Raw genomic sequence first — 13075 nt, 5'->3', positions numbered from 1 at the left:
AGGAGGATTTGATGCTGCAGGACAAGGTCGCGGTGATCACCGGCGGCGGCAAGGGTATCGGCTTCGCGATCGCCGAGAACTTCATCGCTCACGGCGCGAAGGTGGTGCTCGCCGACATCGACGGCGCGCAGGCCCGCAAGGCCGCGGACGAACTCGACGGACCTGCGCTCGGCGTGGACTGCGACGTGACCGATCCGGATGCGGTGCAGGCGGCGGTCGAGGCCGCCACCGGCGAGTTCGGTTCGCTGGACGTGATGGTGAACAACGCGGGCATCACCCGGGACGCCACCATGCGCAAGATGAGCCTCGACGACTTCGAGGCCGTCCTGGACGTGCACGTCAAGGGCGCCTGGCTGGGCACCCGGGCCGCGGCGGCGGTGATGCGCGAGCAGGGCAGCGGAGCGATCGTCAACATCTCGTCGATCTCCGGCAAGGTCGGCATGATCGGCCAGACCAACTACAGCGCGGCCAAGGCCGGCATCGTCGGCCTGACCAAGGCCGCGGCCAAGGAGGTCGCGCACAAGAGCGTGCGGGTCAACGCGGTGCAGCCGGGCCTGATCCGCACGGACATGACCGCGGCGCTGCGCGAGGACGTCTGGAACGCCAAGCTGCAGGAGATCCCGATGCAGCGCGCGGGCGAACCGTCCGAAGTGGCCGACGTGGTGCTGTTCCTGGCCTCGGACCTGTCCTCCTACATGACCGGCTGCGTCCTGGAGATCACCGGCGGCCGCCACCTCTGACCCCAGCGGGCGGGGCGCACCACCGCGCGCTCCGCCCGCTGGGGTCTTCCTCAGTCGCGGGGCGGTTCGGGGTGGCCGTCGAGCTCGGCGAGGATGGCCCGGGTGTGCTCGCCGACCTCCGGGATCGGGTCCATCCGCGGCTCGCGCCCCGGCACCGTCACCGGGGGCAGCAGGGTGCGCAGCGGTCCGGCCGGGGAGTCGACCTCGCGCCAGCGGTCCCGGGCCTCCAGCTGCGGGTGGTCGGCGAACTCGGCGACGGTGCGCATCCGGGCGTTGGCGATGCCGACCCGCTCCAGCCGCTGCTCGATCTCCGCGCTGCTCATCGACGCGAACACCGCCTCGATGGCGACGCCCAGCTCGACGATGTTCGCCACCCGCTTCGGGTTGGCGTCGAACCGCGGATCACCGGCCAGCTCCGGCTGTTCCAGCACCTGCTCGCAGAACTTCACCCACTCCCGCTCGTTCTGCACGCCGAGGAACACCTTCCCGCCGTCGCCCGCCGCGAACGGCCCATAGGGCGCGATGGCCGCGTGCCGCGCTCCTGCCCGCGCCGGAGCAGCGCCGCTGTAGGAGTAGTAGTACGGGAATCCCATCCACTCGCCCAGCGCGTCGAACAGCGACACCTCGAACGCCGTGCCCTGCCCGGTGCGCTCGCGCTCGTACAGCGCGGTGAGGATGCCGGTGTAGGCGTACATGCCACCCGCGATGTCCGCGGTCGAGATGCCGGTCTTGGCCGGCTCGTCGGGCGTTCCGGTGATGGACACGAGCCCGGTTTCGCACTGGATCAGCAGGTCGTAGGCCTTCTTGTCGCGGTACGGCCCGGAACTCCCGTACCCGGACAGGTCGCACACGATCAGCCGCTGGTTCTTCTCCCGCAGTTCGGCCGCGCCCAGGCCGAGTCGCGCGGCCGCGCCCGGCGCCAGGTTCTGCACGAACACGTCCGCGCGGTCCAGCAGCTTGTCCATGACCTCGCGATCGGCCTCGGCCTTGAGGTCCAGGACGATGCTCTCCTTGTTGCGGTTGAGCCACACGAAGTGGCTGGACAGCCCCTTCACCGAGGTGTCGTAGCCGCGGGCGAAGTCCCCGGTGGGACGTTCCACTTTGATCACCCGCGCGCCGAGATCGGCCAGTTGCCGGGTGGCGAACGGGGCGGCGACCGCCTGCTCCAGGGACACCACGGTCACGCCTTCCAGCGGAAGCATCGACCCGCTCTCCTTCCCGCCGAGGATTTGTACGGCCAATCTCAAGTCAGCATTGCCCGCGCGCCAGCTGCGTGTCAATGCCGAAACACGCCGCGCAAGCAGCTATGGCCGTACATATATCCGGCGTTTTTGACAGGGCAAAACAACTATTGACCGGTCAAATTGTGGTGGGCTAGATTTCACCTCGTGGCAACCCCGGCTTACCTGCGCATCCGCACCGAACTGGAGCAGCGGATCCGCTCCGGCGCGCTGCCGCCCGGCACCCGGCTGCCCACCGAGGCCGAGCTGCAGCAGCAGCACTCGGTCAGCCGCGCAACCGCGCAACGGGTGCTGAGCGAGCTGGCGCAGGCCGGGCTGGTGGAACGCCACCGGCGGCGCGGCACGTTCGTCGCCGAAGGCGCGCGGCAGGAGAACCTGCTGCGCGTGGTGAACCCCGCGTTGCAGGGCCCGGAAATCCCGGGCAGGCACGCGGTGGAGTCGGCGGCGGTGATCCCGGCGCACGACGCCGACGTCGAACTGCCCGGCGTGCCCGACGACGCGCCGGTGAACCAGCTGCGGCGGCTGAAGTTCGACGAGGACGACAACCCGATCGCCGTCGAGCTCTCCGCGGTCCCGTTCTCGCTGGCACCGCGGATGCTGGACGAGGACCTGGCCCACCTGACCGTGCACGACTACTTCGCCCGAAACGACATCCCCGCCGCGAAATCCCGCGTCTACATCGACCCCGTCCTGCTCGACGAGACCACCGCCGCCCGATTGCACCTGGCCGCGGGCGGAGCCGTGATCCGGCTGCGCCGGTTGACCTGGCTCACCGACGGCAAGCTCGCCGAAGCCATGTGGCACATCATCCGGCCGGACCTGGTCGAGTTCTTCATCGAGCAGACGGTTCTGTCCACACCGGACTCCTGACCTACATCCGTTGACCGGCCGGTTCAGCCCAGAGCCGGCCATCTGAAGCAACCCGTTTTCCGCGCAGTTCTGCCCGAAACTGCGCTGTCCCAGCACACCTGGAGCGGCCATGAGCCAACCTCGCGTCGCAGTGATCGGCACCGGCGTCATCGGTGCCATGACCACCTGGCAGCTCGCCGAGCGCGGAGCCGACGTGCTCGCGTTCGACACCTACTCCCCCGGCCACGACCGCGGCGCCTCCGCCGGGGAATCCCGCATCTTCCGCACCGCCTACAAGGAGGGGTCGAACTACGTCCCGCTCCTCCAGCGGGCCGGACGGCTCTGGCGCGAACTCGAGCGCACGACGAAGGCCGAACTGCTGACGATGTGCGGCGGCCTGACCATCGGCCCCGCCGACCACCCCGACGTCCAGGCGGTGCGGCGGTGCGCCGAGGAGCACGACCTCGACCACGAGGTCCTCGACGCCGAACTCGCCCGAAAACGCTTCCCCCAGCACCGGATCGACGACGACGAAGTGATGGTGCTCGACCCGAACGCGGGCGTGCTGCGCCCCGAACCCGCTGTGCAGGCGGCATTGCGCGCAGCTGCGGAGGCGGGCGCCGAGATCCTCCCCTACCGCCCCATCACCGAAGTGGCCGAGACCGCGCAGGGGTGGCGGATCACCAGCGAGGGCGAGGAATTCGACGTCGACCACGTCGTGTTCGCCCCCGGTCCGTGGGCACGCGGGCTCGAACCGCTGAGCGCGCTGCCGATCGAGATCAGGCAGATCACCGCCTGCTGGTTCGCCGCGCTCGATCCCGCCGCGCACCGGCCGGACCGGTTGCCGATCGCGATCCGCCGCCACCGGGAAGCCGGGTTCTCCTGCTTCCCGCTGCTGGACGGGGTTTCCATCAAGATCGTGCCGCACCACCTCGGCTGGCCCGTCCTCCAGGACCCGGACGACCTGCCGCGCAGCGCCGGCACCGAGCTCGCCCGTGCGGCTTCGGCCGCCGCGGAACGGCTGCTGCCCGGCGTGACCCCGCACCCGGTGCGCATCGGCACCTTCGTCGAGGGGTTCACCCCGGACGAGCACGCCCTGCTGGGTCCGCTGCCCGGCCACCGCAACGCCACCGTCATGACCGGCTTCTCGGGCCACGGCTTCAAGCTGGCCCCGGTCTTCGGCGAGATCGGTGCCGACCTCGCTCTGCGCGGGAGCACCGAGCACGACATCACCCAGCTGGCCCCCACCCGCTTCGCGCGCGCGTGACCACCGGAGGCGAACCATGCCCACAGGATCCACCGGACAGATAGCCGGGGTCATCATCGCCAGCCTGGTGGTGATCGGCCTCGGTGCCGCCATGTCCGTCTACTTCGGACGCAAGGCGAAGACCTCGCAGGACTGGCTCGGCGCCACCGAGTCGCTGCCGCTGTTCGTCGTCGTCATCACCCAGTTCGCCGCTGCCGCGGGCGGTGGCGTGCTCATCGCCCACGTCGGCATCGGCTACAAGTCGGGGTGGTCGGTGTTCGTCTACGAGGCCTGCGTGCTCGTCGGCTTCCTGCTGCTGATGCTCATCGCGCGGTGGTTGCGCCAGCAGCGGTTCACCACCGTGCCCGATGTCATCACCCGCCTGTTCGGGCAGAACCGGGCGGTCACCGCGATCGCCGCGCTGGCCGCCCTGGTGGTGCCCTTCGGCTGGCTGGCCACCCAGTTCGTCGCCTTCGCGCAGCTGTTCGGCCAGCTGACCGGGATCTCGATGCCCGTGCTCGTCGCCGTGATCATGCTCGGGTCGCTGGTGTTCGTACTGCCCGGCGGGTTGACCTCGGTGGCGTGGGCCGACTTCGTGTTCGGCCTGTTCAAGATCGTGATGGCGATCGGGGTGGCGATCTACGGGATCCACCTGGCCGGCGGCTGGACGCACATCACCGAAACCGTCCCGCAGCGGCTGTGGGCCCTCGAAGGGGTGACCGCCGTCGGCTGGCAGCAGATCTGGCTGTGGATCGCCGCGATCGTGCCGGGGACCCTGACGAACCAGCTCTACTACCAGCGCGTGTTCGCCACCAAGAAGATCTCCGACGCCCGCCTCGGCCTCGGGCTGTCCGGGATCACGATGCTCGTGAGCGGTGTCTACGCGGGCTGCATCGGACTGGCGGTGCGCTCGATGAACCCGAACCTGGCCGATGAGGAGGACGCCGCCGGTTGGCTGCTCACCCAGCTGCCGTCCTGGATGCTGGTGGTCTTCGGCGCGTTCCTGGTGTCGACGATCGTGGCCACCAGCGGCGCGGCGCTGCAGTCCGTGGTGGTCAACCTGATCCGCGACGTCTACCAGAACATCGCGGGCAAGCAGACCGGTGAGCGCAAGACCGTTGCGCTGTCCCGGCTGATCACCGTTGCGGTGTCGGTGCTCGCGGCAGTGCTGGCGGTCGTGTTCCCGAAGGCCCTCTCCTGGCTGGTGGCCACCTACGCCTACTCGGCCGCGGCACTGGCCGCACCGATCTTCCTCGGCTACCTGCTGCACAAGCACCGCCGGTTGAAGCCGGTCGCGGCGCTCGGCAGCATGATCGCGGGCATCATCGGCTGCGGCGTCGCGCAAGTGCTCGACACGACCGTGCCGTACGCGGTGTACGGCATCGGGGCGTCGGCCGCGGTGCTGCTGCTGTTGGCCGCGACGACTTCTGAGAAGCGCACTCCGACCCCCGCGAAGGAACTGGTGAGGGAAGCATGAAGGTCGCTGTTATCGGTCTCGGCGTGCTGGGGGCCAGCACTGCCCGCGCGCTGGCGCTGGCCGGTGCGGAGGTGACGGTCTTCGAGGCCGCCGCGCCGCTCGCCGGAACCACCGGCACGTCGTTCGCCTGGACGAACTCGCACAGCAAGGAACCGCGCTCGTACCACGACCTGAACACCGCGGGGATGGCCGAGCACGACGAGCTGGCGGCGGAATCCCGGGCGAACTGGTTGGTGCGCAGCGGAAACCTGGAGTGGGCGGAGGACCCGGCGGGCGCCGAGCGGCTGGCCGCGTCGGTCGCGGACCTCATCGGGCGCGACTACCCGGTCTCCTGGATCACCCCGCAACGGGCCCGGGAACTCGTGCCCGACCTGCGGGTGCCGAGCGGGGTCCAGGACATCGCGTTCTACCCGACCGAGGGGCACATCTTCCCGGCGCTGCTGGTGGCCCGGCTGTGGGGTGAGGCGCGGGATCGCGGAGCCGAACTCCGCTGCCCGGCAACGGTGCTCGGTGTGTCCGAAGTGGACGGCGGGGTGCGGCTCGAGCTGTCCGACGGCACCGCCGATTTCGACGCGGTGGTGCTCGCGACCGGTCGCTGGACCGAAACCCTGACCGCATCGGCCGGATACCGCGTCCCGATGGCCGACCCGGACGCGGCGGGATCGGCGACGGTGGGCCTGCTCGGCTTCACCCGCCCGGTCGCGACCCGCCTGGACCGGGTGCTGACCACGCCGAACCTCAACGTCCGCCCGGACGGCGCAGGTCGCCTGATCCTGCAAGGCCTGGACCTCGACGCGGACGCGGATCCGGCCAACCCGCCGTCCCCCGACGGCGACCACGCCCGAACCCTGTGCAACCGCCTGAACGACCTCCTGGCAGGCACCGAAGGCGCGGGCCTGGAGTCCTTCCGGGTCGGCCAGCGCGCCATGCCCGCCGACGGCCTCACGGTCGCCGGATTCTTGAGCGACAGCGCCAAGATCTACACCCTGGCGACCCACAGCGGCATCACCCTCGGCCCGCTGCTCGGTCGCCTGGCCGCCCGGGAACTGCTCACCGGCAACCAGGAGGACGCGCTCGCCGACTTCCGCCCCCAACGCCTGATCGGCCAGTCCGACCTGCCGCCGCTGAAACCGGCCCGCTTCGCCGGCCAGCAGTGATCCAGCCCCGCTCGGGTGGCGATCCCGGCTCACCACCCGAGCGGGACGAGGCTGGTCGACTTCTCGCGAAATCGACGACCACCTGGGAAAACCGGGGCACGATCAGGTGAGGTGGCGGCGGAGGAAGTCGAGGGTGCGGGGCCAGGCCGTCTGGGCGGATTCCTCGTGGTACGAGGCGGGGTTCTGGTCGTTGAAGAAGGCGTGGCCCGCCGGGTAGAAGTAGATCTGCGGGCGGACCTGCGACTGCTGCTGGATCTTGTCGCGGAGTTCGCCGACCGCGTCCTCGCTGATCGTGCGGTCGTACTCGCCGAAGTGGCACAGCATCGGGGCGGTGAGACCGGAGAAGTCGGTGTCGGCCACCGAAGGCATGCCGTAGAACGGCACCGCGGCGCCGACCCGGTCGCCCTGCTGCGCAGCGAGCACGATCGCGAACTTGCCGCCCATGCAGAACCCGACAGCACCCACCGACGAACTGCTCACCTGCTCGTGCCCCAGCAGGAAGTCGACCGCACCCGCCAGGTCCCGGGCCGCTCGGTCGACCGGCAGCTGCTGCATCAGCCGCGCGGCCTCCTTGCCGTCGTGGGTGGTGTGCCCGCCGTAGAGGTCCGGGGCGAGCGCGACGAATCCCTCTGCCGCCAGCCGGTTCGCCACGTCCGCGACGTGGTCGGTCAGCCCCCACCACTCCTGGATCACCACCACGCCCGGCCCGGTTCCGGACGGTGTCGCCAGGTAGCCGTGCGCGGTGCGCCCGTTGCTGGGGAAGCTGACGTTCTGGTGGGGGTTCGTCACCTTGGCACTCCTCTGACCGGGACCGGTGGGCTGACCGGCACATGGTCGCGCCGGGCCAGGCTGATCGCACGCGCTCTGCCGGGGCGCCGAAGCCCCCGGCAAGATCAACACCGTATCGAGGTGCGCCCCGGCTGCCAACCGCCGATCAGTCGGCGATGACCTGATCGAGGACGGCGGTGAACGCTTCGCGGTCCACGGTGGCCGGATCCTCGGCCAGCCAGCGGCCGATCTCGCGGACGAACTGCGCCGGGGTCATCGGCGAGACCTGCTCGTCCTGCTCCACGGTGGTCACCTCACCGGAACGGCTCGGGTAGATCAGCACCGCGCCGCGCACCTCGACGCCGGGCAGCAGTTCCTCGAACGCCTCGACGCCTTCGGTCAGCCGGGTCGCGCCACCGCGGAACGGGTGCCCGTTGCGCCACAACGTGCCTTCCTCGTCGGCCGTGTAGTGGCCGGGCAGCCAGGTCTTGGACTCCACCAGCACCAGTCGGCGCCCGCACAGCACCGCGTGGTCGACGTCTTCGAACACCGAGCCGGGCCAGGCCAGGCCGTGGAACACCCGCACCCCGGGCAACCGGGTCAGGTACTTGGCGCACAGATCGGCGGTCAGCTGCTGCGCGCGGTTGGCCGGATCAGCGGTGTCGTGCGACCCGAAGGTCCGGCGCCCGCCGAAGTCCGCGGCGAACAACCGGTCGGCGCGGTGCGCGCGGATGTGCTTGCGCAGCAGCACCACGATCACCGCCCCGGCCGCCACCAGCAGCGCGAGCCAACCGGCCAGCAGCGCGGCGGTCAGATCGACGGCCAGCCCCGCCATCAGCAGCAGCGACCAGCCGCCGACCAGCGCGAGCGTGGGCATCCGCTCCGGGCCGACCACCGGCAGGTAGCGGATGCGCGCGTCCGGGTCGACGCCGTCCCACCACGCGATGTCGTCCAGGCGCAGCCGGGGCAACCGCGGCACGTAGTTCGGGTCGTCGCCGAAGTTCCGGCGGGGACGGCGGACCTTGGGCTCCGGAGCGCGCCGCTCTTGCGCACCGCCGTCGTAGCTCGCGCGGCGCACCGGATCGTTGAGGGTTTCGTAGGCCTCTTGCAGCAGGCGGAAGGTTCCCGCAGTGCCACCGACGTCGGGGTGCATGCTGCGGGCCAACGTCCGGTACGCGGACTTGATCTCGGTGGCGCTCGCATCCGGCTGCACGCCGAGAAGCTCGTAATAGTCGACCCCGCGCACGGCCCTCCCGCCTCCCACGACTGCGCGGCCATGATAGGGCTTGCGCCGGAGGCAAGATCAACCGCGTTGGGGTGTTTCGTCGACGAGCTCCGCAACGTCCTGCCCTCGGGTGACGTGGGCGCCGTCGGCGAGCAGGAACCGGCGCACCGTGCCCGGGTTGTCGACCTTGACCGGGTTGTAGGTCTTGACCGCCTCGATCACGGCGATGGTCTGGCCCGCGTCGACGTGGCCGCCCTCGCTCACGTACGGGTCGGATTCGGGAGCCGGTCGCCGGTAGAACACGCCCGGCTGCTGGGCCTTGACTGTGGACATGCTGGTAACCGTGCGCGCGGCGAGCGCCGACCGCCACTCGCGCATGCGCACCCCGAACGCGAAAAAACCCGCTGACCTCCAGGTCAGCGGGCTCTTCCACGCGGATGGCCGGGACGGCGGGGCCGCCCCTCCCTTTTGACCACCCGGAACAGCCGGGCTCGGTCCTCGGTGGCGCCTCGAACCGGCTCGGCTAGCTGTGCGGTGCACCGCCGGATTCGCGGTCCGGAGCCGGGAGGGAGCTCCGGACGACTCGTCCGACACCGCCAAGTCCATCGACCGGCGGGATCGACCCACCGGTGCCGTGGATCACCCTAGCCGAAGTTCGGCGCCGCGGGGGCCCAACGTGACGGACGGCTCGCCGCACCTCAACCAGGACGGACCGGACATCGCCGGGTCGACACTTTTCGCACATTTCGCACTCAGGACGAATCGCCTGGTCAAAGCGGATGAAACGACCTTACGGGAGGAAAAATCGCGCCGCGGAGTCGCGGTGTTCACACTTGTTTGACACCAAGGTGAGCCTTACCTAGGTTTCCGGTCACCCGCAGTCGCACGAAGAGGGAAACGTGAATGCTACTCAGTAATGCCCTGATCGGCTTGCGGGAAGGCCTGGAAGCCGTCCTGGTGGTCAGCATCCTGGTCGCCTTCCTGGTCCGCACCGAACGCCGCCGGGCCCTGCCGCTGGTCTGGATCGGCGTCGCGGTCGCGGTGGCGCTGTCGGTCGGCCTCGGCGCGCTGCTGACCTACACCGCGGCGTCGTTGAGCTTCGAAGCCCAGGAGGCCTTCGGCGGCATCGCCTCGATCGTCGCCGTCGTGTTCGTCACCGGGATGATCTTCTGGATGCGCAAGGCCGGCCGCACCCTGGCCGCACAGCTGCGCGGCCAGCTCGACGGGGCGCTGGAGCTCGGCCCGGCCGCGGTGATCACCGTGGCGTTCTTCTCGGTCGGCCGGGAAGGCATGGAGACGGCCGTGTTCTTCTTCTCCAGCGTGCAGTCGGCGGGCGGCGGCACGGTGCTGCCGCTGATCGGCTTCGTCGTCGGCATCGCGCTGGCGGTCCTGCTCGGGTTCCTGTTCTACGCCGGGGCCGTGCGGATCAACCTCTCGAAGTTCTTCACCGTCACCGGCGTGCTGCTGGTCTTCGTGGCCGCCGGAGTCCTCGCCTACGGCCTGCACGACCTGCAGGAGGCCGGACTGCTGCCGGGCCTGCACACCCTCGCCTTCGACGTGAGCGCCTACGTCTCGCCGACCTCGTGGTACGGCGCGCTGCTCAAGGGCATCTTCAACTTCTCGCCGCAGACCACGGTCGTCGAAGCCATCGCCTGGCTCGGCTACGTCGTGGTCGTGCTCCCGCTGTTCCTCCGCCCGCACCGCGGCACCGCTGCCGTCCAGCCCGCCGCCACCTCCTCGGAAGTGACCGAATGAGCAACCACACCCGCGTCCTGGTCCCCGCCGCGCTCTGCGCCACCCTGCTCGCCGGCTGCGGCTCGCAGCAGGGCTCCCCCGATGCCATCACCGTGCAGGCCACCGACGACGCGTGCACGCTCTCCGCGGCGTCCGCCCCGGCAGGCACCATCCACTTCCAGGTCACCAACGGCGGCAGCCAGGTCACCGAGTTCTACCTCTACGGCGAGGGCGACCGGATCATCAGCGAGGTCGAGAACATCGGCCCCGGGCTCACCCGCCAGCTCGTCGCCGAGGTCCCGCAGGGCGGCAAGTACACCGCCGCGTGCAAGCCGGGGATGCAGGGCGACGGCATCCGCTCCGACTTCACCGTGACCGGCGCGGCCGCCGCCCAGGACGGCGCGGCGGCGCAGGCCGTGGCGGCCTACAAGGGCTACGTCGACGAGCAGGCCGGGGAGATCGAGAAGCTGACCGGGCAGTTCGTCGACGCGGTCAAGGCCGGTGACGTCGAGCGCGCCAAGCAGCTCTACGCCCAGGCCCGCGAACCGTGGGAGCGCATCGAGCCGGTCGCGGAGAGCTTCGGCGACCTGGACCCCAAGATCGACGGCCGCGAGGCCGACCTGGAGCCCGGCCAGGAGTTCACCGGGTTCCACCGGTTGGAGAAGGACCTGTGGGTCACCGGGCTGCAGCCCGACTCCGCCGCCATCGCCGACCGGCTGATGGCCGACGTCCGCGACCTGGTGGCGCAGTCCCGGACCGTGGAGCTGACCCCGACCGGCGTGGCCAACGGCGCCAAGGGCCTGCTCGACGAGGTCGCCACCGGCAAGGTCACCGGCGAGGAGGAGATCTTCTCGCACACCGACCTGTGGGACTTCCAGGCCAATGTGGACGGTGCGCAGCAGGTGATCACCTCACTGCGACCGGTGCTGACCGGCAAGGACCCGAAGCTGCTGGCGACCCTGGATGAGAAGTTCGCCGCGGTGAACGGCCTGCTGGGCCGCTACCGGGACGGCGAGGGCTTCAAGCCCTACACCGACCTCAACCCCGACCAGGTCCGCGAGCTGGCGGCCGCCGTCGACGCGCTCAGCGAGCCGCTGAGCCAGACCGCGGGCGCGGTCGCGAAATGACCGGGGTGTCGCGCCGCCGGTTGTTCGGCATGACCGGCGGCGCGCTCGCGATCGCCGGCGCGGGCGCCGGAGCCGGCTACTTCACCGGGCGCCAGGGCGAGCCCGCTCAGGTCGAGCCGTTCCGCGGTGCGCACCAGGCGGGCATCACCACCCCCGCCCAGGACCGGATGCACTTCGTGGCCTTCGACGTGACCACCACCGACCGCGGCGAGCTGGTCGACCTGCTGCGCGAGTGGACGCAGGCGGCCGAGCGGATGACGGCCGGGCTGGAAGCGGTCGAGAACGGCGCGGTCGGCGGCGTGGCAGAAGCCCCACCGGGCGACACCGGGGAGGCGCTGGACCTGCCCGCCTCCTCGCTGACGCTCACGATCGGGTTCGGGCCGTCGCTGTTCGACGGGCGGTTCGGCCTGGCCGACCGCCGTCCGCCCGCGCTGGCCGACCTGCCGCACTTCCCCGGCGACAACCTCGACCCGGCACGCAGCGGCGGCGACCTGTGCGTGCAGGCGTGCGCGAACGACCCGCAGGTGGCGGTGCACGCGGTGCGCAACCTGGCGCGCATCGGTTTCGGCCGGGTGGCGGTGCGCTGGTCGCAGCTCGGCTTCGGCCGGACCTCCACCACCTCGCGGTCGCAGACCACGCCGCGCAACCTCTTCGGCTTCAAGGACGGCACCAACAACCTCAAAGCCGAGGACACCGCCGAGCTGGACCAGCACGTCTGGGTGCAGCCGGGTGATGGTCCACAGTGGATGGCGGGCGGGAGCTACCTGGTGGCCCGCCGGATCCGGATGCACATCGAGACCTGGGACCGCGCCCCGCTCACCGAGCAGGAGGCCATCGTCGGCCGCACCAAGGGCAGCGGCGCGCCGCACGGCGCGGCCGAGGAGTTCGCCCCGGTCGACCTGAAGGCGAAGGGCTCGGACGGCGAACCGCTGATCGCCGACAACGCGCACATCCGCCTCGCCGCCCCCGAGCGGCACGGCGGGGCGCGCATGCTGCGCCGCGGCTACAACTTCACCGACGGTTCCGACGGCCTCGGCCGCCTGGACGCCGGGCTGTTCTTCGTGTGCTTCAACCGGGACCCGCGCACCCAGTTCATCCCGGTCCAGAACCTGCTGGCCAAGAAGGACGCGATGTCGGAGTACCTGGAGCACAACGGTTCTGCGATCTTCGCCTGCCCACCCGGGGTCCAACCCGGCGAGCACTGGGGCCAGAGCCTGTTCGCGTGAGCCCTCCTGGACGGCCCGCACTCCGCCGGAGCGCGGGCCGCCGCGTTCGGTTCGAGCACCTGCATCCGCAGCGGTGTTCGAAGGACACCTCACCCCCCAGGCGCTGGGAAAACGCGCTGGTAACCCACAAGAATGGCAGCTGGTGGCGTCGTCGCAGATCGGTCTGCCCGGCTGCCCACCGCGGCTTAAACTCCCGTCGAATGGCAATCGGCCACCTGTGCGCGAATCGGATGGCGAAGCGCTCTCGACGCATGGGACCGGCTCGTGTCGGAAACGCCGGCAGCG

Annotated in this window: 12 protein-coding genes; 8 read left to right on the top strand and 4 right to left on the bottom strand. The window is 70.6% G+C overall.

Features of this window, described 5'->3' with window-relative positions; genetic code table 11:
• Positions 1-11: 11 nt before the first annotated feature.
• Positions 12-740, top strand: coding sequence for a 3-oxoacyl-ACP reductase FabG (gene fabG / locus ABTZ89_RS00625; RefSeq protein WP_351038585.1), 729 nt, complete (start codon positions 12-14; stop codon positions 738-740).
• Positions 741-790: 50 nt separating this feature from the next.
• Here the strand turns inward: fabG and ABTZ89_RS00620 are convergent, their stop codons facing one another.
• Positions 791-1942, bottom strand: a complete 1152-nt coding sequence (locus ABTZ89_RS00620) for a CaiB/BaiF CoA transferase family protein (RefSeq protein ID WP_351038583.1) — start codon at positions 1940-1942, stop codon at positions 791-793.
• A 186-nt stretch (positions 1943-2128) separates the two neighbouring features.
• Between ABTZ89_RS00620 and ABTZ89_RS00615 the strand changes: the two genes are divergently transcribed.
• The 4 genes from ABTZ89_RS00615 (at position 2129) to ABTZ89_RS00600 (ending at position 6710) form a co-directional block, all read left to right on the top strand.
• The gene (locus ABTZ89_RS00615) at positions 2129-2851 is read left to right on the top strand and encodes a GntR family transcriptional regulator (protein ID WP_351038581.1); all 723 of its coding nucleotides are present in this window, start codon (positions 2129-2131) and stop codon (positions 2849-2851) included.
• Positions 2852-2960: 109 nt separating this feature from the next.
• Positions 2961-4097, top strand: coding sequence for an N-methyl-L-tryptophan oxidase (solA, locus tag ABTZ89_RS00610; protein ID WP_351038579.1), 1137 nt, complete (start codon positions 2961-2963; stop codon positions 4095-4097).
• Positions 4098-4113: 16 nt separating this feature from the next.
• Entirely contained in the window at positions 4114-5553 is a 1440-nt protein-coding gene (locus ABTZ89_RS00605; protein ID WP_351038577.1) for a sodium:solute symporter family protein, read from the top strand.
• Positions 5550-6710 carry an NAD(P)/FAD-dependent oxidoreductase gene (locus ABTZ89_RS00600; protein WP_351038575.1) on the top strand — a complete coding sequence of 387 codons (1161 nt, stop codon included), beginning with the start codon at positions 5550-5552 and terminating at the stop codon, positions 6708-6710. Before ABTZ89_RS00605 ends, ABTZ89_RS00600 begins: the two co-directional genes overlap by 4 nt.
• Positions 6711-6812: 102 nt before the next feature.
• Here ABTZ89_RS00600 and ABTZ89_RS00595 read toward each other — a convergent pair whose 3' ends face one another.
• The 3 genes from ABTZ89_RS00595 to ABTZ89_RS00585 all read right to left on the bottom strand — a co-directional run bounded on the left by ABTZ89_RS00595 (position 6813) and on the right by ABTZ89_RS00585 (position 9036).
• Complete coding sequence (locus ABTZ89_RS00595) at positions 6813-7499, bottom strand: dienelactone hydrolase family protein (RefSeq protein WP_270946738.1); 687 nt, start codon at positions 7497-7499, stop codon at positions 6813-6815.
• A gap of 145 nt (positions 7500-7644) precedes the next feature.
• Positions 7645-8724: a J domain-containing protein gene (locus ABTZ89_RS00590; protein ID WP_351038573.1), complete on the bottom strand. Its 1080-nt coding sequence runs from the start codon at positions 8722-8724 to the stop codon at positions 7645-7647.
• A 57-nt stretch (positions 8725-8781) separates the two neighbouring features.
• On the bottom strand, positions 8782-9036 hold the full coding sequence (locus tag ABTZ89_RS00585) for a biotin/lipoyl-containing protein (RefSeq protein ID WP_351038571.1): 255 nt from the start codon (positions 9034-9036) through the stop codon (positions 8782-8784).
• Positions 9037-9606: 570 nt separating this feature from the next.
• Here ABTZ89_RS00585 and efeU point away from each other — a divergent pair.
• The 3 genes from efeU to efeB are packed head-to-tail and all read left to right on the top strand — an operon-like array spanning position 9607 to position 12790.
• Positions 9607-10458 (top strand): iron uptake transporter permease EfeU, encoded by an 852-nt coding sequence (gene efeU / locus ABTZ89_RS00580; protein ID WP_351038569.1) that lies wholly within the window; start codon positions 9607-9609, stop codon positions 10456-10458.
• Positions 10455-11564, top strand: coding sequence for an iron uptake system protein EfeO (efeO, locus tag ABTZ89_RS00575; protein ID WP_351038567.1), 1110 nt, complete (start codon positions 10455-10457; stop codon positions 11562-11564). The genes efeU and efeO overlap by 4 nt, the downstream gene beginning before the upstream one ends.
• Positions 11561-12790, top strand: a complete 1230-nt coding sequence (gene efeB / locus ABTZ89_RS00570; protein ID WP_270946743.1) for an iron uptake transporter deferrochelatase/peroxidase subunit — start codon at positions 11561-11563, stop codon at positions 12788-12790. Before efeO ends, efeB begins: the two co-directional genes overlap by 4 nt.
• The last annotated feature ends 285 nt before the right edge of the window (positions 12791-13075 follow it).

This window comes from Saccharopolyspora sp. NPDC002686, from assembly GCF_040295745.1.
GTDB classification, from domain to species: domain Bacteria; phylum Actinomycetota; class Actinomycetes; order Mycobacteriales; family Pseudonocardiaceae; genus Saccharopolyspora; species Saccharopolyspora oryzae.
Note: the sequence above shows the minus strand (reverse complement) of the source record. Positions and strands in the feature narration are given on the sequence as shown.

What these genes read in the sequence shown, in the direction of transcription:
- fabG (WP_351038585.1), top strand. Translation starts at nt 12, where the DNA reads ATGCTGCAGGACAAGGTCGCGGTGATCACCGGCGGCGGCAAGGGTATC.
- ABTZ89_RS00620 (WP_351038583.1), bottom strand. Translation starts at nt 1,942, where the DNA reads ATGCTTCCGCTGGAAGGCGTGACCGTGGTGTCCCTGGAGCAGGCGGTC.
- solA (WP_351038579.1), top strand. Translation starts at nt 2,961, where the DNA reads ATGAGCCAACCTCGCGTCGCAGTGATCGGCACCGGCGTCATCGGTGCC.
- ABTZ89_RS00605 (WP_351038577.1), top strand. Translation starts at nt 4,114, where the DNA reads ATGCCCACAGGATCCACCGGACAGATAGCCGGGGTCATCATCGCCAGC.
- ABTZ89_RS00600 (WP_351038575.1), top strand. Translation starts at nt 5,550, where the DNA reads ATGAAGGTCGCTGTTATCGGTCTCGGCGTGCTGGGGGCCAGCACTGCC.
- ABTZ89_RS00585 (WP_351038571.1), bottom strand. Translation starts at nt 9,036, where the DNA reads ATGTCCACAGTCAAGGCCCAGCAGCCGGGCGTGTTCTACCGGCGACCG.
- efeU (WP_351038569.1), top strand. Translation starts at nt 9,607, where the DNA reads ATGCTACTCAGTAATGCCCTGATCGGCTTGCGGGAAGGCCTGGAAGCC.
- efeO (WP_351038567.1), top strand. Translation starts at nt 10,455, where the DNA reads ATGAGCAACCACACCCGCGTCCTGGTCCCCGCCGCGCTCTGCGCCACC.
- efeB (WP_270946743.1), top strand. Translation starts at nt 11,561, where the DNA reads ATGACCGGGGTGTCGCGCCGCCGGTTGTTCGGCATGACCGGCGGCGCG.